Genomic DNA, 18,774 nt, shown 5'->3' on the forward strand with positions numbered 1-18,774 from the left:
AATAGGACAATCACACCTTGTTATTTTTCGACTGGGTTGTATGCCACAATGCGGCCTTTCAACTTCTCCAAGTTTTCAATATCTGACTGCACTGCAGTCAATTTATCTTTGGAGATGTTTGGCCCGACAAACACTTTAGTCAGCTGACCATCAACAGGTTTTGTTGGTAATGTATAAGCACTAAAACCTTTAGCCCTTAACCGTTTCACTAACGCTTGTACATTTGCTGCGTTTTTAAAACTACCGAGCTGAATAGTCCATGCTTTTGAGTTGGCAACAACCGGCTTTTTGTTAGCGGCAGCCGCAACTTTTTCTGTTTCCACGGCCACGCTTTTAACCTTAGGCTCAGTGTTAACCACTGCCACGGTTTTATCTTGCTCGATGGCAGGCTCTATTTCCCAGCTATCATCGCCAGCAGCAGTGTTAGACGCTTCAGTGTCGAGCTCTAGCGTTTCTATCGCTTGCTGAGGTAATTGTGCTTGCTCTACTTCAGGTCTTAGTGGGATCTCGGCAAACTGCTCCTCTTCGCGCTGCTTTTTACCATCAAGAATATCGGGTAAAAAAATCACTCCGAGCGCGACAATAACAATCACACCAACTAGACGGTTTTGGAAATGACTAGACAAAACTCTCTCCCTTAAGCAACGCTTTAAATCCTGCGACAGTATAAAATGAGCCAAAAACGATGATCACATCGTCGGCATTTGCTTGCTGTTGTGCAGCATTCCAAGCTGATTCTATATTGTTGAAGCAACTCGCACCACTTTGTGGCGGCAGCAACGCCTTTAATGACTCAGCATTCGTCCCTCGTGGTACATCTAAATCAGTAAGATACCAATGTGTTACATCGATTGACAGCTCTACAAGTACCGCAGCAGCATCTTTATCTTTTAGCATGCCACAAATCGCAAATAGGCGTGCTTTGTTAAGCTTACTTAAGCGCGATTTCAAATAACGAGCGGCGTGAGGATTATGAGCAACATCGACTATCACACAAGGCTTATCACAAAGCTGTTCTAAGCGTCCTGCTAGCTGTGTATTCCCCACCACGTCAGCAAGCAAATTAGAGTCAATATTTGGGCATAAGTGCTCTAATACCGCGATAGCAGTTGCCGCATTGGGCTGGGGTAATTTAGGTAAAGGTAATGGGTCTAAATCAAAAGATTGCCCGTGATAATTCCAGCTTGTATTGCTGCAGGTATAGTTAAACTCTTGCCCAACTCGATATAAGTTGGCGCCAATACTGTGCGCATAATCAATAAGTGGCTGTGGACAGTCAGGCTCGCCAACAATGGCTGGGCGACCCGCTCTGAAAATGCCTGCTTTTTCAGCTGCTACTAATTCGCGGGTATCACCTAAATACTCTTGATGATCCAGATCGATTGAGGTGACTACACTGATATCAGCGTCAATAATATTGGTGGCATCAAGGCGACCACCGAGACCCACTTCAAGCAAGATAACATCGAGTTGCTCACGCTTAAACAGCACTAAGCCCGCCAATGTCGCATACTCAAAAAAGCTCAAAGATATTTCTGCTCTTGCAGCTTCGATGGCTTCAAATGCACTGACTAACGCAGCATCAGTAGCATCTACACCATTAATTCTCACCCGCTCATTATACTTAAGCAGATGTGGAGAGCTATAAACGCCAACGGATCTACCTGTAAGCTTGAGCGCCGCTTCTATCATAGCGCAGGTTGTTCCTTTGCCATTTGTGCCAGCCACCGTGACCACTTTGGTCTCGCCCAATGCAGTTAGTGATAAACGTTTGGCGACTTCAGAGACCCGCGCCAGCCCCATATCGATTTCGGTAGGATGAATAGCCAACAAATAGTCGAGCCAAACATGCAGCGGTGAGTTTGCTGTCGGTGCAATATGTTTCATCGATTCCATCACTGGATTAATCCAACATAAACAGTGGACCTAAAGCTAGCTTAGGCAATTGAAAATGCTCAGGGTAAGTAACATCAACCAAGTACAAACCATTTGGCTGCGCTGTAGCAGCTGCTTTTGATCTGTCTTTAAGTGCTAATAATGTATTAACCCATTCCTTTGGCTGATTACCCTTACCGATTTCAAGTAAGGTACCGACAATATTACGCACCATATGATGTAGAAAGGCATTGGCTTTAATATCAACACAGATATACATTCCCTGACGCGTAACATTGACTTCATGTATTTCACGAAAAGGGGTTTTAGACTGACATTGCAATGCTCTAAAGCTGGTAAAGTCGTGTTCGCCAACAAATAGCTGCGCAGCTTGATGCATTTTATCTTCATCAATATTGCCGCGATAATGGCTCACGCCACTACGTAAAATACCAGGCCGTAATTGATGGTTATAGATCATATAACGGTAGCGTCTTGCGGTCGCTGAAAAACGAGCATGAAACTCCTCATCGACGACTTTGACCCAACGAACGGCAATATCGTCGGGCAAATTGACATTGACGCCAAGTGTCCAAGCGGTCTCTTTTCGAATAGCATTGGTATCAAAGTGAACCACTTGCCCAGTACCATGCACACCAGTATCGGTTCTGCCAGCACATTGCACAGTGATTGGCTCATTGGCAACTTTAGAGAGGGCTTTTTCCAACTGCCCTTGCACAGAGTCGACATCAAGCTGGCGCTGCCAACCATAATAGCGACTTCCATCGTACTCTATACCTAACGCAACCCGCATCACACACCTCTTAACTCTGTACAAACATGATTGCCACCGCGACGTTTACTTAAAACGCAGCTATCGGCAATCAATAATATTTAATAGCCGGCGATTCTAGCATATTCATACCGAACGATAAGCATAAAAAAGGCGCCTTGGGCGCCGTTTTTAACTGAATATTTTACACCAACTCTTTTATCAAACCTGACGCTTCTTCTTGCTGTCTCTCATTGCCGTCAAGTTCCACCTCTTTGAGTAAGGCGCGAGCACTATCATTGTCATCAATTTCAATATACGCACGGGCTAAATCAAGTTTGGCATTGATTGAATTTTCAGCATCATCAACATCGACCATAGATGTATTACCCATCAAAGAATCGAGTTCGCCCATATCAACATCTAACTCTTGATAAAGATCTGTCTCTACGGTCTCTTCTTCGGCTTCATTCAATAATCTATCGATATCGATAAAACCGTTATCCTTTTGAAAAGTGGTTAAATCGTGCTCTGGAATATTGTTAGATTGATCACTGCTTTCATTAGCATCAAGTGCGGCTAAAGCTTGATCGACGGTTAATTTACTATCATCTTCAATAATAAATGCATCGAGTTCCTCATCTTCTGCTGCGACACTCGAACCGCCGCTTGCAGCTAACTTGCTAAGCAGTTCATCATCACTGAGCGCTGTGGGGTCCAGTTCAGAGGCGACTGAATCCCAATCTAGCGCTGTGGGTTCTGGTTTTTTTGTCCCTTTTAAATCATCAAAAAAACCGCTGTCTTTGTCAGCTTTAACACTCGGCTCTATTGGCTCGGAGCTAAACTCAAGCATATTGTCATCAGCACGTTTAGTATCAAGCTCAACACTTTCTGCAACTGGATCTAACTCAGTACTGACATCTTCACTATTTTCATTTGAAATGGCATCCGAGTCGCAGAGCTCGAAATCTAAACTAAAGTCACTATCAGTAGTTTTCAGCGGTTCAGTATTAGTCTCTTCGCTAACGTTAAGCTCACTTAGCGCTTCTTCAGCAGGGGTATCAGACAAATTGAATTCAGCTAATAAGCTGTCTAATTCACCCTCTTCGACCACTTCTTTTGGTAGTTCGGTTTCTAGCTCTGCTGCAATATCATCAATGAGTGCAATCGACTCTTGTGGGAATTTTGCAGCATTTTCATCAACTGGGGCTTCAAGATCAGCAAGTAATGTGTCTAGCTCATGATCGAGCTCAGCTTCGTCTGTACTTACATCTTCAACGTTAAGATCTAACTCTGCAGCGATCTCTAGCGGCAATTCTAACTCTGCAGCGACCTCATCTGAAAGCGCATCAATATCGCTATCATCCGCTTGTAATTCCGTTTCATCAGCCTGAATATTAAACTCAGCGAGTAGTGAGTCTAGTTCATCACCATCAGAAACAACTTCTTCAGTGACTGAATTGTTTGCATCTAAAAGTGCATCTAAATCATCTTCCGCTACGGTGTTAACTGCTTCAGGTGTTTCATCAAAACCTGATAATAGTGCATCTAAGTCATCATCTGCTGCGGCTTTATCTTCTGCAGGTGTTTCGTCAAAACCTGATAACAATGCATCTAAATCATCATCTGCTGCGGCTTTATCTGTTGCAGGTGTTTCGTCAAAACCTGATAACAATGCATCTAAGTCATCACCTGCTGCGGCTTTATCGGCTGCAGGTGTTTCGTCAAAACCTGATAACAATGCATCTAAGTCATCATCTGCAGCGGCTTTATCGGTTGCAGGTGTTTCGTCAAAACCTGATAACAATGCATCTAAGTCATCATCTGCAGCGGCTTTATTCGTTTCAGGTTCCTCATCGGCTCCAGTTAATAACGCGTCAAGATCATCACCTTCAGCTGCAAATGATGCTAAATCATCGGTAGCCTCTATTTCATTATCTTGTTCGCCCATAGCTTCAGCCCACAAATCATCTAATGATTGGCCCTCATCTGCAGCTTCTTCAACCACAAGGTCGACATCGTCCGCCTCTGGAGCACTAATCACATTGATACCGCTAGCATCACCAGCTTGTTCAGTATCTAAATGCACAGCGAGGCCAAGATCCTCTTCATCTATATTTTCAGCAGTGACTTTCTCATCATCAGCGGCATCGACGGTAGCATGACCTGTTTCTTTGACATCCATTGACTCTGCTGACGCTTCACTTTCATTGCGACGCCTGATAAACAGCCAGAATAAAACAAGTACAAGTAATGCAGGAACCACGGCACCAAGAACAAGTAATAATGGATTATCCATTAAGGAGCGCCAGATAGTTGAAGTCGGCTCCTCTTTTGGTTGATTTAATTGGTCGATCACTTTCTGTTTGGCTGCAACGTCACTCTTAAGTGCTTCATTTTCGACAGCACGATCTTGCAACGCTTGTTTTAACAGTGCATTTTCTGCTTGTAATTCTGCTATCTCTTCTTGAAAAGATTCAGTATCAGTTGAACCTATTGTTATTTCATCACTCGCACGGGCTAACTCATCTGTTAGTGACAGATTCAATGCTTCTGCTTGTTCAAGCTTTTCGGTGAGTGATTGGATTTCAGCAGATGACGCTTCGGAAGCCACCTCAGACTGTACTGTGGGTTTAGCTGCTGGTTTGACTATTTGCTGTGTTGTTTGAGTCAGCTCGACTTTTTTCGCAGAATTATTCCAGCCACGATCGTTATTTTCAGCCCGTTTTTTTGCATTGCTTTTGGACACCTGTTGCATGACGTCTTTTGACGGCACTAACAAGATCATTCCGCGCTCTAAGCTATTATAGTTCTTGCCGCTAAAGGCATGGGGATTAGCATCATATAAGGCTGACATCACTTGATAAACGGTTACGCTATTATCGGGTTTAACCGCTTGCGCGATACTCCAGAAGGTATCGGATGATGTTGTTGGCCCATATTGTCGTTTAACTGCTTTAGTTTGACCTTCAGGACCAGTAATTTTTAATGGCTCTGCAGTTGCAAGGTTAATCGAAGGAGCAACAGCAAAAACAGTTAAAGCAGCGGCAAAAATGCCAGCAAAATGCGAAATGCGAAAGTTCATCAATCCTTCCCTTTGAAGCGTAGAAGTCACTCTTTAGCGACCAGCTTTAGGCAATTGTATTTATTGAGATTACTATAAACTAGATTAAGTTGCCCTGCTACTGTTCACAAGTCTAAAACATAAAAAGCCCGCATTGTGCGGGCTTTTTAAGCAATTAATCGAGTACTAAATCAGTTTAGTAATAATCTCGGATTAACACTTCAGCTATCTGTACGCTATTTAATGCAGCACCTTTACGGATATTATCAGAGACGACCCAAAGGTTTATGCCATTGTCATGAGAAATATCTTTTCTAACGCGACCAACATAAACGGGATCTGTTCCAGCGCCGTCATCAACTGCCGTCGGATACTCTTCATCTGACTCAAACAGTTCAACACCAGGTGCCCCACGCAACACTGCTTTAACATCTTCAGCGTCGACAGGTTGCAAGGTTTCAAGGTGAATCGCTTCTGAATGACCGTAAAACACAGGTACACGCACAGCGGTAGGGTTCACAACAATATTTTCATCACCGAAAATTTTCTGTGTTTCCCACACCATTTTCATCTCTTCTTTGGTGTAGCCATTGTCCATAAACTTATCAATTTGCGGTAACACGTTAAACGCAATTTGCTTTGAGTAAGTTTTTGGCTCAACGGGTAAACCTTGAAGCAACTTAGAGCACTGTGTGGCTAACTCTTCAACTGACTGTTTACCAGATCCAGATACCGACTGGTATGTCGCAACGTTAATACGCGAGATCCCGTAAGCATCATGGATGGGCTTCAACGCTACCAGCATTTGGATCGTTGAGCAGTTAGGGTTAGCAATAATATTGCGATTTCTAAAATCTGCAATAGCTTCAGGGTTAACTTCAGGAACCACTAATGGCACATCGATGTCATATCTGAAGTGCGAGGTGTTATCGATAACAACACAACCTTGTTCGGCGGCAATAGGCGCCCACTTTTCAGAAACATCCCCACCTGCAGAAAAGAAACCAATTTGAGCTTGTGACCAGTCAAAGGTATCTACGTCTAAAATCTCGACCTGTTTACCATGGAAGCTTACCGTATTACCGGCGCTACGACTGCTGGCTAAAGGGTACAAATTTGCAATCGGAAAATTGCGCTCTTCGAGGATCTCAATCATTGTTTGACCCACTGCGCCCGATGCACCTAATACGACAACATTATATTCCTGCGACATAATTACAGCTCGACTCCTGAAAACCCTAAATTGGATAACCAATTTACATTAGTTTGGCCTATGTTGCCTACCTTTAATGCACTAAATTCACGCCTATGCTTGTGATTTTTTCTCATATGATCAAACCCATGGTTATTAAGAAAGTTATTTCGAAATAACTCGTCATCATCGCGCAGATCATAAACAAATCGAGCTAACTGTAATAATGCTCTTTCATCGGCTATTTCGATAGCTGAAACTTGTTCACTCCATAACGGCGGCAATAGCGATTCCATCTGCTTATCACCCTTTATTGCTAGCACTTTAGTCAGTTGCTGATACAGCATAAAAGTGCCGCGGGCTTTACCTTCTAATGAGTAACCAGCGATATGCGGCGTACAAAACTCGATGTAAGGTACCAGTTCCGGCATAGGGTTGGGTTCCCCCTCCCATACGTCGAGTACCACCTTGACATCATCTCGTTGTTGTTTAAATCTAAGCAGTGCACGATTATCAATCACCTCACCGCGACAACAATTCAGTAGCCAAGTGTTTTCACGCAAACTATTTAAGCGTGCTTCATCGAATAGATACCAAGTTTTATGTTCGCCTGTTTTTGTAATGGGTACATGTAAACTAACTACATCGCACTTATCGATAAGAGTATTTAGAGAAACAAAACTTCTTGAGTCACCCTTTTTCTCAAGGACTGGATCACAAAGCAGCACTTCAATGCCATATGCCTTTAGGCACTTTGCAACTGCGGTGCCTGTATTGCCTGCACCAACTATTCCAACTACCTTGCCCTTTAAAGGGCTTTTAAAGCGTTGTGCCAATTCGAGCATAGCAATAAAGGCAAATTCACCGACAGCGGTTGCATTACAGCCTGGTGCATTGGAGAACGGGATGTTTCGGCAGGCTAGATATTCCAAGTCAATATGATCTGTACCGATAGTGGCACTACCTACAAACTTAAGTTTGTCATTGTTTTCAAGTAATGCTTGGTTCACCTTCGTCACGGATCGCACTAACAGCACATCAGCGTCTTTAACTTGCTCTGCGGCTAGCTCTCTGCCATTTACCGTTTCTATGGTGCCTAAATCACCAAATAACTGTTGCACGTACGGCATGTTCTCATCGGCTAGGATCTTCATTGTGGTTTCCAAAAAAAAGTGAGCTGAAGGCATAAGGCAGGCATTCTAGCAAGATGGTGATGACTTGAGAATCAAGCTGCAGCAATTTTCAATCTTGAGCCTTAAAATAGCAGAGCTATATAAACTTAAACTCGAATCCGTTAACAATTGTTAACTAACAACAATGAGTTAACAGTGCTATTTTGCTTTTAGCAGGGAATATGACGAACAAATTAGCGTTAATACTAACTAGCAGCAAACAGGCTAAACAATGAATAAACTCATTTCAGCAATAGCCGCCGCCTTTTTCTCATTCATTCTATGGATTATCTATCAAGCGAACACTGGAAACCAAAACCTACTTTTTAAGATGGTTGGCAACATTCCATTTGGTGACAAGCTGGGTCATTTAGTACTGTTTGGCGCGCTAACATTAATTGTGGTGGTTGCGAGTCAATTTAAGTATTTCTCACTAAGCGGTTACAATTACTACTATGGGGCTGTTGCCGTCACGCTATTTGTGATTATCGAAGAACTCAGCCAAGCCTTTATCCCTTCACGAACCTTTGATCTCTGCGACCTATTAGCAGATATGCTAGGCATTGTATTGGCAATTAAGTTATACCAATTGCATTAAAAGTTTGACCATTCAGCGGGAATTCAAAACGCTGTAGGCAAGTAGCGGGATTTGAGCTAATAGTTATTCTCGGCTCTGGCATCCTGCTTCGCTCTACCTCCTAAATCCATTTAGTCGTATATCCAAATCCCATAGCGAAGCATACAGCGTTTGCCAATTTGTTTAACCTCAGCCGCACTACGTGAGCCCCTCAGTCTTTCCACTTCTGCTTTGCATTGGCTTAAAAGGGAATAACCATTTCTTTACCGATGCGCTTTGAATTGAAAAGACTGAGGGGGTCTGAACTGGCCAAATACTTAATGCAATTGGTATTAGCACAACTTTTGAAGAGACAGATGACATGAGAGCAAACAGTTTCTGTGCAGACCTTAAAATTCAGCCACAAAAAAGGAAGCCTCGGCTTCCTTTTTAGATGACAAACTGTCGTTTACTTATATTTGCGCATAACTAACGTTGCGTTTGTACCACCGAAACCAAAGCTGTTGCTCATTACAGTATTGAGCTCTTGCTGTTTCATTTCAGTGACAATCGGCATACCTGCCGCTTTTTCATCAACGGTATCGATATTAATGCTTGGCGCAATAAAGCTGTTTTCCATCATTATCAAGCTGTAGATGGCTTCATGAGCACCAGCTGCACCTAATGCATGACCAGTAAGCGACTTAGTCGATGCGATAGCTGGTAAGTTATCACCGAAGGTTTCACGTAAAGCTTCTAGCTCACGCATATCACCAACAGGTGTTGAAGTACCATGGGTGTTGATGTAGTCAATTCGTGTATCGACGTCAGCCAAAGCCATTTGCATACAACGTACTGCGCCCTCTCCTGATGGAGCAACCATGTCGTAGCCATCTGATGATGCGCCGTAACCAATCACTTCAGCGTAGATTTTAGCGCCACGAGCCAATGCATGCTCAAGCTCTTCAACCACAACGATTCCGCCGCCGCCTGAAATGACAAAGCCATCACGGTCAGCATCGTAAGTACGTGATGCTTTTTCAGGTGTGTCATTGTACTTAGTAGACAATGCACCCATTGCATCGAAGCCCATCGTCAGGGTCCAATCGACCTCTTCAGAGCCACCAGCAAATAGCATGTCTTGCTTACCCATCTGGATAAGTTCAACGGCATGGCCGATACAGTGCGCACTTGTTGCACAAGCTGAACTAATTGAATAGTTCATGCCTTTAATTTTAAATGGTGTAGCTAGACAAGCACTGGCTGTGCTCGACATGATGCGTGGCACAATATATGGCCCAACGCGCTTCACACCTTTTTCTCGTAACGTATCAGCTGCTTGTACTTGGTTAGCAGAAGATGCTCCACCGGTACCCGCAATAATACCGACCCGTGGATCTGAATATTGTTCTTCGGTCAGTCCTGCATCTTCAATCGCTTCAGCCATTGCTATGTATGCGTATGCTGCAGCATTACCCATAAAGCGTAATGCTTTACGATCAATGTGCTCTTTAGGATCTAACTTGATATCGCCCCAAACATGGCTGCGCAGCTTCATTTCTTCAAACTGATCTGAGTGGGTAATACCACTACGACCCGCTCTCAATGATTCAGTGACTTCTTGCTTGTTGTTACCGATGCTTGAGACAACGCCCAAGCCGGTGATCACGACTCTTTTCATTATTAACTATCCATTCTATACAGGTAGTACCCATTTTGCTGCGCTAATGGTATCGCTTTTAATCCATTTAAGTGGTCAGCTTTCCATAAAGAACACAAAAATAGTGCCTAAATTGAGACATAGCGTAAAAACCTCACCTAAATTGCAGCATAAAAATGTACAATTTAGCTCAAGTTATAAATATCCTACCCTGTTTTTGTGAGGGTTTAATTTAACATTAAAGACGAAACCATGACAGTCAGTGACAATATTAGGTCTATCTTAGCGACTAACAACAGCGAACATATCTCCATTGCGATGTTTGGATTAGGCTCTGTAAGCCAGATTTTGGCGCTGAAAAAACTGCATTCAACTAAAAACGGTTCGCTAACATTAAAGATTTTCTGTGCTGTTGATGATCATATTGAACAGATATTTAAGGTCTTATCACAGACTCGTCCAGAAATTCATCTCGTCTCGATAGAAGGCTGTCAACGAGTGAAGCTTAACCATGGCCGTTTCATTATTGATTTCCACTTAGGTGATTATGGGCAGCAGTTACGTCAGCTGCCACTCTGCAACAGCTTAATATCTCATTGGTTGTGCTCCTCTGAATTTGAAACACAATCGATGTCGCAAGCGTTATTCTGGCAAATGGCCAAACACAGCCAAGATAATTGTCACTGCCTAATATCTGCTGAGCTACCCATTGAGAGTCAACAAAAGCTGCTAGCACTATGTGACATGGTTGGATTTACCTCCGAAAATTCAATGGTAAGTTCAGCTCAAATTGATAATGTTCTGTTGATGGAGCGGCACGCTTTGCGAGCTCAGCAGTCAAGTCAACAAGCTCCCTACCCAATTAAAATAGCGGAAAGTACTACTGAAATAGCCGTAATAGGTGGTGGAATTGCGACTGCAAGTTTAGTTTTATCGCTGGCAGAACGACAGAAAAAGATCCATGTATTTTGTGAAGATAGCGAGTTGGCTCAAGCGGCATCAGGTAACAAACAAGGCGCTATCTACCCATTGCTCACACCTGATAATAATAGCTTAAGTCAGTATTTTCAGCTGGCCTATCTCTTTAGTTTGCATCGCCTAAACGCACTTGCTGCTACCAAGTACCCGATAGACTTCGATCTCTGCGGCGTACTGCATACTGGTCATGATGAGCGAAGCCGAAAGCGAGTACAGAAGATAATCAACGGACATCCGTGGAACACTGATATCGCCCATGCCGTTAATGAAAAGCAATCAAGCGAAATTGCTGGCTTAGAAATTAATGAAGCTGGGATTTTTTACCCTTTAGGTGGCTGGGTCGCACCACAAGATCTCACCCAAGCATCATTTGAACGGGCTCAGCAATTATCTGATGTTACTGTGCAATTAAACACGCAAATAACGGCACTTGAAAAGTCTGATGCTGGCTGGTTTTTAGTTCATAAACAACAACGCCTAGGCCCCTACAAAACGGTAGTAGTTGCCAACGGTAAGTCTCTTACTCGCTTTGAACAGACTAAACATCTACAAGTCACAGGTTTTAGAGGTCAAGTTAGCCATGCACCAACAAGATCTAAGCTGTCTAAGCTCAGTACGGTATTATGTGCACATGGTTACATGACCCCAGTGAACAATGCCTTACACTGTTTAGGCGCGAGTTATGTTAAAGATGCCGACAACTTAGCTTATAGCCCGCAAGAGCAAGTCGATAACCTGCACAAAATACAGCATAGCTATTTGGATAAAGATTGGAACCGCGACATAGATATATCCAAGCATAGTGCCCGAGTCGGCGTACGCATGGTGACTCGCGACCATGCGCCGATGATGGGACCGGCCCCCGACCAGGATGCAATTATGGCGCTTTATCACAACCATCAACTCACACCTGCAAGCAGAACGTTTTGGCAAAACACACCAGCGCCAGTTCACAAAGGTTTATATATCCTAGGTGGGCTAGGCTCTCGAGGATTAAGCTCTGGCTTGCTCGCTGCGGAGGCATTAGCCGCTCAGCTCTGTGGTGAAACCATGCCACTCAGCACCGACTTTGTCGCGCTTTTAAATCCGAACAGAATGTGGATGCGAAAGCTGCTTAAAGGCAAGGCGTTAGAGTAATATGTAGCCAACTTAGATCAAAAGACACTTAGTAAGCTGTCTTCAGTTTAAACTACTCTGCACCTGCCATCATTAAGGCATTCTTAAAGTCATTAACCCAACGACGATAGACGGTTTTAACGTCACCCCAATTGAAGACCTGAGTATTAAGTTGCCATTGGTCAAATCCTTCACCACGATCGGCAGCTTTGGCTAGTACTTCTCCACTCGGGCCATCTTTCACTACAGCAAGCAACATCATTGAACCGGAATTTTGTGTGTAAGTTTTGCCCATCGAGCTATAACTACGCCTAGAACTTTCTACCGGTGCGCTTAGTCGAATATCAGTGACAGCCACTTCAATAACCAGAGTGTTAGGCCCTGCTTTATCAACAAGCTCAAACGGCTGGTCTTCATTGAACACACTGGCGACAATAACACCAAACTCAGTCGACATCTTGTTTAGCGCTTCGGTGGGGAGATCATAGGTGGCATTCAGTCCATCAGCTCTTCGATCTATTCGTGGGGGTTTATAATCTGCGGGGTGGTCATTGGTTACGGTAGCGGCCTTGAAATAGAGTTTTGTATACTGCCCCCAGTCAACATTGGGTTTTGCAAAAGAGAGATCCAATACTGAATTATCAATTTTAACTAAACCTTCTTTGGTCACTTGAGCATCTGGGCCGGTCTCTAATGTTGGCGTTTTTGCCGCACAACCAGCTGTAGATACGATAAACAGTATCAAACACCCCTTTAAAAATAGCTTCATTTAATCAGTCCTTTAATAAACGAGATTCAAATTAAATATGGTTGCTATTTTCTACTAGGTCAATGTTGCATTGAAAACAAATAGCCAATGAGTACAGTAAATTAAAACCACAAAAAAACCACAGTTTTAGCTGTGGCTCATTTAGGTTTAACACTCTCTGAGTTAGCGTTTTACTCTAACTCGATTATTGGTATCACGACTAGTACGGATCAACTCATCACCAGTGAGAGTCGCTGCTGATTTAGCCAGTCTGTCATACAGTAAAACGTTAACTGATGCAGCTAAGTTCATACAACCCACAGTCGGCACATATACAACGGCGTCGGCGCGATTAATCACTTGTTGGCTGATAGTGCCGTCTTCTGGACCAAAGATGTATATTGCTTTGTCTGGATGCTCAAATTCAGGTAGTGGGGTAGCTCCCTCTACCAAATCAACGCAAACTATAGTCACATCGGCAGCAACGGCATCAACAAGAGACTCGACCCCTGTCAGTGGGATTTGCTCGCTCGCCGCTTTAGTGTCGGTATTATACTGTGCGTTACCATTACTCGCGGCTAATGGATAACGCCTGCCGGTATAAAAAACCGCATCAGCGCGGTAACAACCCGCTGCGCGCATTATGCCGCCGACATTGGTAGGGCTTTTAGGGTTTAATAACCCTATCGCGCTATATCGCTGGATACTCATAAGCTTAATAACTCAAACATGATTGGCTCAAGCGGCCAATTTACTGCTTAACTGTAACCAAGCATCATTAACAAGAGCGTAGTCATTATCATCAAGCTCTTCTCTAGCAAGTGCTAAACATTCAACCATCTGCAACGCTAAAGCTTGAGTGCCTTGATCGCTTTCATTTTCAAGTTTTGATAACACTACAGCAAAGTGTCCCTGTAGGTATCCGCTGGCAAAAAGTGCATCATCGTCGCCTTCAGCAACAATGCTTTCTATCCAATCTTGAAGGGTTTGCTCATACTTCTCTATCATTGAGTGCTCCACAATCTCAAACTATTGGGATTATTCCAATAAGTAATAATTAACGGTATTTGACGCAATTCATGCAGTCGTGTTGGCTAGGCTAAATCAGGGTTGGCCACTTGATACATCACATAATCGTGATAGCCAGTCACCACTTGATAATAACCTGTTAGCTCTTTATCTAATTCAGGGTCGCCACTATCCACAATTAGCGGCCGTCCTTCAAGTGCTTTTAGCTTTGTTTTTGTCGCTAAAATAACAATATTACTCTTGCCTACTCGTCTTATCAGCTCCGGTGATAACTGTTGATTACCTCGGCCCAATATATGTCCTTGTCCCCCTATAAGGGTTATAAACAACTTAACCGACTGGTTTTCTGTAAGTTTAAGTAACTCTTCAGCAGATAGATCGCTGGCAAGTAATTGCTGCTGTTGAATGAGATCAACACCGAGTAAGGTGTTATCGAGTCCAAGTTCTTCCATGACAGCAGCAACAGTGCTACCAGAACCGATGACAATAAGCTCATCTTCCATTAGCTCAATAGCCTCCGCTGCAATATCAGCAAGTACTAGCTCATCGGTTTCTTTGCCACCCATTTTAACCGCTTGCACATAGCGTGGCTCTGCGGGTACCAGCATTTCGCCAAAACACTTAGCTTTAACAACTCCCGTTCTAAAAGCCGCTTCGTCAATATCCATCACGTCAGCGCTCATCAAGCTCACTAACTCACCTTCCAAAAGCATTTTCAGCACCATGCCTGATGCATGAGGGGTGATCCCATAAACACCGGAGTGGATCTTTACCCCAGCCGGCACACCTAACACAGGGATGTTATCGTCAGCAATTGCGTAAACATCTCGTGCAGTGCCATCACCACCGGCAAACAACAGCAAATCTAATGTTTCGTTGAGCAGTTGAGCCACAACAGCCTGAGTGTCTTGCGCTGCGGTATTGATAGGTGCCTGATAAACGACACGAACATTAAAGCCCATTTTTCGCGCCAACGTTTCTCCCATATCACCAGAAGCCGTTATCACCTCTATTCGGTCTCGATAAGGTAATACTACGTTTAAGGCTTGCTCCATTCTCAGGTGAGACTTTGGCTCAGCCCCTTTCGCTAATGCTATCTCCGCAACGTCATCACTGCCTTTTAAGCCAACTGTTCCACCTAACCCCGCAAGTGGATTAATAATCAAACCAAGACGAAACTTACTCACTTTGACAAACTCCATTTAAAGCCAAAATCACCGTTATAAAAGGCTATTAGGCAGTGCTCATTTCACGACTAATCTCAGGTTTCGATGAGGGAATAAACAACACCGCAATCATTGACAGTACTGCACAAAACGCAGCAAATACCCAAGTCGTCACAGCGCCAGTGCCATCGCCCCAAATAATACCGCATAACCAAGTACCTAAAGCACCGCCAACACCAAAGCTAAGGCTCGCATAAAGCGCTTGCCCTTGACTACGTCGACTAATATCAAAATGTTTATGCACAAATTGAATCGACGCTGCGTGGGTCAAACCAAAGGTAAACGCATGCAAAACTTGGCTCAAACTTAACCACACTAAACTGTCTACCCCAAAAGCGAGCAACAACCAACGCACAGCAGTCAGTGCGATACTAATAAACAGTAGGAACTTGACTCCAAAACGGCCAAGTAGCTTGGGGGCGTACATAAACATGATGATTTCTGCAACCACACCTAAAGCGACAAATATCCCTGCAACCGCTTCGGTATAACCCGCCTGTTTTAGGTATAAAACAAAAAAGCCATAAAAAGGACCAGCACTCATTTGCAGCAACATGGCTGAAATGAGAAACCAAATAACTGCTTTGTTAAATGCGATAGGTTGCCGTTTTACTTCTTTCTCTACCTTTGCTCTGTTTGCCGGTAGCGGTAATGCGCTAGCTAACATACCGATAAAGAGTGCCATGCCGATATAGGGGAGAATTTGTGGCCCCCAATGGCCAATAGCAAAACCACCGCCAACCACTAAAACGATATAACCGACACTGCCCCAACTACGAATTGCACCGTAACGTGTTGCGTTTTCGCCAAGGGTTTCTAAGGTTATAACCTCTAATTGCGCCAAAATAGCGTTCCAAAAGAAGGTATAAATTGCAAGGCTGATTGCAAGATACGTCAAGCTGCCATCGTAGAAAAAGCTAAGGTAAGAAACAGCTGCTGCGCCAGCACCGATCTTAATGAGTTCTGAACGCATACCCGTTCTATCGGCAACGATGGCCCATAGATTAGGTGCAATGATCCGAGTGCCCATTAAAATGGCGAGTAGAAAACCGATCTCTTGGGCATTAAAGCCACGGCTATCAAAAAATACGCCTAAATAAGGCACCATAACGCCAAGAATAGAAAAAAAGAAGAAGTAACAAGCACAGAGCCAGCGTAATTGCTGCTCTGTGTTTTTGGGCTGAAACATTAACGCATTCCGATAACTGGTGTACTGCTATTCACTTCCATATTTTGTGCACGGTGACGTAGTAAATGGTCCATTAATACTATCGCTAACATTGCTTCTGCAATAGGTACAGCACGAATGCCTACACAAGGGTCATGTCTGCCTTTGGTGACCACTTCAGCTGAGTCGCCTTGTGCCGTCATACTTTCGCCAGGCACGCTAATACTTGAAGTAGGTTTCATTGCTATGTGGGCAACAATTGGTTGGCCTGAAGAGATCCCACCGAGTATGCCGCCTGCATGGTTGGAAGCAAAACCTTCTGGTGACATCAAATCACGATGCTCTGAACCTTTTTGGTTAACCACCTCAAAACCATCACCAATTTCAACACCTTTAACCGCATTAATGCCCATTAGAGCATGGGCAACTTCAGCGTCTAACCGATCAAAAACCGGCTCTCCTAAGCCAACAGGAACGCCAGTGGCTACTACGGTCACTTTAGCGCCAATTGAGTCGCCACTCTTCTTAAGGTCGCGCATATACTCATCTAAAGCATCAAGCTTTGATGCATCAGGGAAGAAAAACGCATTTTTTTCAATTTCTTCAAAATCAACAGCTTCAGCTTTTATAGGCCCAAGCTGTGATAAGTATGCATTTATCTCTACGCCATGAACTTGTTTCAAATACTTTTTGGCAACGGCCCCTGCAGCCACTCGCATAGCCGTTTCTCGCGCCGATGAACGACCACCGCCACGATAATCTCTCACGCCATACTTTTGCTGGTAGGTGTAGTCAGCATGACCAGGACGGAATAGATCTTTAATGTTAGAGTAATCTTTGCTGCGCTGGTCAGTATTTTCAATTAACAGACCAATTGAAGTTCCTGTTGTCTGTCCTTCAAACACCCCAGATAAGATGCGCACTTCATCGGGTTCACGACGAGCAGTAGTATATCGAGAGGTTCCTGGTCGGCGGCGATCTAGGTCGTGCTGCATATCTGCTTCACTTAACTCAACACCTGGAGGACAACCATCAATAATACAACCTAAGGCGACTCCGTGGCTCTCACCAAATGTAGTGACGACAAAATTTTGCCCAATACTGTTTCCCGACATCGGTTTTCTACACCTCAATTTTCATAATTAGATTAATACCTACTCCACCAAAGAAGTAGGTACTCACATATAACAGCCACATTAAGCTAGATGGCTAACCGTGATTATTCACTATCTTTGTAGATAACGAATAGTGATTCATTCTCAACTAGCTGTTCGCGCGACAGGATAAACACTCCGTCACCACCATTTTCAAAACTCGCCCAAGTGAATGGTACATCTGGGAACTGCTCGATGATATGCACCATAGAGTTACCCACTTCAACCACTAACAAACCATCTTCAGTAAGGTAATCCGCTGCATTAGCCAAGATACGCTTGGTTAAATCCAAACCATCACGACCAGATGCTAAACCGATTTCAGGCTCATGATGATACTCATCTGGCATATCACCGATATCTTCAGCGTCGACATATGGAGGGTTTGATACAATCAAATCATACTGCGGACCTTTTGGAATCGCAGAAAATAGATCCGACTCCATTGGGAAGACTCTGTCCATAACGCCCAGCGTCTCAATATTAATCTGCGCCACTTCTAAAGCATCATCGCTGATATCCAATGCATCCACTTCTGCATCTTCAAACTCATAAGCACAGGCGATGGCAATACAGCCACTGCCGGTACATAGATCCATCACACGATTAACTTGCTTATTATATAACCAAGGGCTAAAGCGGTTAGCGATCAGCTCTGCGATTGGTGAACGAGGAACCAGCACTCTTTCATCAACATAAAACTCTAAACCGGCAAACATTGCTTTATTAGTAAGATATGGAACGGGTAAGCGCTCCCTTACTCGTCGAATGATTAACTCAACGATTTTGTGTTTTTCACTGATCGTCAAGTTAGAGTGAATGACTTGTTGGCCAAGCTGTTCTGGCAGGTGTAGTGCATGAAACACCAATGCAATGGCTTCATCCCAAGCATTGTCAGTACCATGACCATAGTATATATTTGCATCATTAAAACGACTGACCCCCCAGCGCAACATATCACCGATAGTTCTTAATTCATTAACGGCTTCATCAACAAAAATCTTATCCAAAATTCACTCCAACGTTTTTATTCCGACTCATTGTAACTGAACTCTATTCATATG

General features: G+C 43.7%; 16 protein-coding genes. 2 read left to right on the forward strand and 14 right to left on the reverse strand.

The annotated features are described in order from the left end of the window. Nucleotides 1-20: 20 nt before the first annotated feature. The 6 genes from SWP_RS13935 to SWP_RS13960 all read right to left on the reverse strand — a co-directional run bounded on the left by SWP_RS13935 (nt 21) and on the right by SWP_RS13960 (nt 8,057). Nucleotides 21-626 carry an SPOR domain-containing protein gene (locus SWP_RS13935; protein ID WP_044555939.1) on the reverse strand — a complete coding sequence of 202 codons (606 nt, stop codon included), beginning with the start codon at nt 624-626 and terminating at the stop codon, nt 21-23. Then, a complete protein-coding gene (gene folC / locus SWP_RS13940) occupies nt 619-1,896 on the reverse strand; it encodes a bifunctional tetrahydrofolate synthase/dihydrofolate synthase (RefSeq protein ID WP_044555940.1) in 1,278 nt (425 codons plus the stop codon). Before folC ends, SWP_RS13935 begins: the two co-directional genes overlap by 8 nt. Before the next feature lie 7 nt (nt 1,897-1,903). After that, a complete protein-coding gene (truA, locus tag SWP_RS13945; protein ID WP_020913179.1) occupies nt 1,904-2,689 on the reverse strand; it encodes a tRNA pseudouridine(38-40) synthase TruA in 786 nt (261 codons plus the stop codon). 163 nt (nt 2,690-2,852) lie between these two features. Further along, on the reverse strand, nt 2,853-5,732 hold the full coding sequence (locus SWP_RS13950) for a FimV/HubP family polar landmark protein (protein WP_020913180.1): 2,880 nt from the start codon (nt 5,730-5,732) through the stop codon (nt 2,853-2,855). 175 nt (nt 5,733-5,907) lie between these two features. Further along, complete coding sequence (locus SWP_RS13955) at nt 5,908-6,924, reverse strand: aspartate-semialdehyde dehydrogenase (protein ID WP_020913181.1); 1,017 nt, start codon at nt 6,922-6,924, stop codon at nt 5,908-5,910. Between the two features lie 2 nt (nt 6,925-6,926). Next, on the reverse strand, nt 6,927-8,057 hold the full coding sequence (locus tag SWP_RS13960; protein WP_044555941.1) for a 4-phosphoerythronate dehydrogenase: 1,131 nt from the start codon (nt 8,055-8,057) through the stop codon (nt 6,927-6,929). Nucleotides 8,058-8,307: 250 nt separating this feature from the next. Between SWP_RS13960 and SWP_RS13965 the strand changes: the two genes are divergently transcribed. Next, nucleotides 8,308-8,673: a VanZ family protein gene (locus SWP_RS13965; RefSeq protein WP_020913183.1), complete on the forward strand. Its 366-nt coding sequence runs from the start codon at nt 8,308-8,310 to the stop codon at nt 8,671-8,673. 427 nt (nt 8,674-9,100) lie between these two features. Here SWP_RS13965 and fabB read toward each other — a convergent pair whose 3' ends face one another. Further along, entirely contained in the window at nt 9,101-10,312 is a 1,212-nt protein-coding gene (gene fabB, locus SWP_RS13970) for a beta-ketoacyl-ACP synthase I (RefSeq protein ID WP_044555942.1), read from the reverse strand. A 231-nt stretch (nt 10,313-10,543) separates the two neighbouring features. Here fabB and mnmC1 point away from each other — a divergent pair, with 231 nt between their 5' ends. Next, nucleotides 10,544-12,406 carry an FAD-dependent 5-carboxymethylaminomethyl-2-thiouridine(34) oxidoreductase MnmC1 gene (gene mnmC1, locus SWP_RS13975; RefSeq protein WP_020913185.1) on the forward strand — a complete coding sequence of 621 codons (1,863 nt, stop codon included), beginning with the start codon at nt 10,544-10,546 and terminating at the stop codon, nt 12,404-12,406. 52 nt (nt 12,407-12,458) lie between these two features. Here mnmC1 and SWP_RS13980 read toward each other — a convergent pair whose 3' ends face one another. The 7 genes from SWP_RS13980 to prmB all read right to left on the reverse strand — a co-directional run bounded on the left by SWP_RS13980 (nt 12,459) and on the right by prmB (nt 18,720). Then, nucleotides 12,459-13,154: a DUF3313 family protein gene (locus tag SWP_RS13980; protein WP_020913186.1), complete on the reverse strand. Its 696-nt coding sequence runs from the start codon at nt 13,152-13,154 to the stop codon at nt 12,459-12,461. Nucleotides 13,155-13,316: 162 nt separating this feature from the next. Then, a complete protein-coding gene (locus SWP_RS13985) occupies nt 13,317-13,844 on the reverse strand; it encodes an RNA methyltransferase (protein ID WP_020913187.1) in 528 nt (175 codons plus the stop codon). A gap of 27 nt (nt 13,845-13,871) precedes the next feature. Further along, entirely contained in the window at nt 13,872-14,141 is a 270-nt protein-coding gene (locus SWP_RS13990) for a YfcL family protein (protein WP_020913188.1), read from the reverse strand. A gap of 86 nt (nt 14,142-14,227) precedes the next feature. Further along, nucleotides 14,228-15,349, reverse strand: a complete 1,122-nt coding sequence (locus tag SWP_RS13995; protein ID WP_044556455.1) for an ATP-NAD kinase family protein — start codon at nt 15,347-15,349, stop codon at nt 14,228-14,230. Nucleotides 15,350-15,395: 46 nt separating this feature from the next. After that, nucleotides 15,396-16,577 carry an MFS transporter gene (locus tag SWP_RS14000; protein WP_020913190.1) on the reverse strand — a complete coding sequence of 394 codons (1,182 nt, stop codon included), beginning with the start codon at nt 16,575-16,577 and terminating at the stop codon, nt 15,396-15,398. Then, nucleotides 16,577-17,671 (reverse strand): chorismate synthase, encoded by a 1,095-nt coding sequence (aroC, locus tag SWP_RS14005; protein WP_020913191.1) that lies wholly within the window; start codon nt 17,669-17,671, stop codon nt 16,577-16,579. The genes SWP_RS14000 and aroC overlap by 1 nt, the downstream gene beginning before the upstream one ends. Nucleotides 17,672-17,775: 104 nt before the next feature. After that, nucleotides 17,776-18,720, reverse strand: coding sequence for a 50S ribosomal protein L3 N(5)-glutamine methyltransferase (gene prmB, locus SWP_RS14010; RefSeq protein ID WP_020913192.1), 945 nt, complete (start codon nt 18,718-18,720; stop codon nt 17,776-17,778). Between the last annotated feature and the right edge of the window lie 54 nt (nt 18,721-18,774).

The organism is Shewanella piezotolerans WP3 (assembly GCF_000014885.1).
GTDB classification, from domain to species: Bacteria; Pseudomonadota; Gammaproteobacteria; order Enterobacterales; family Shewanellaceae; genus Shewanella; species Shewanella piezotolerans.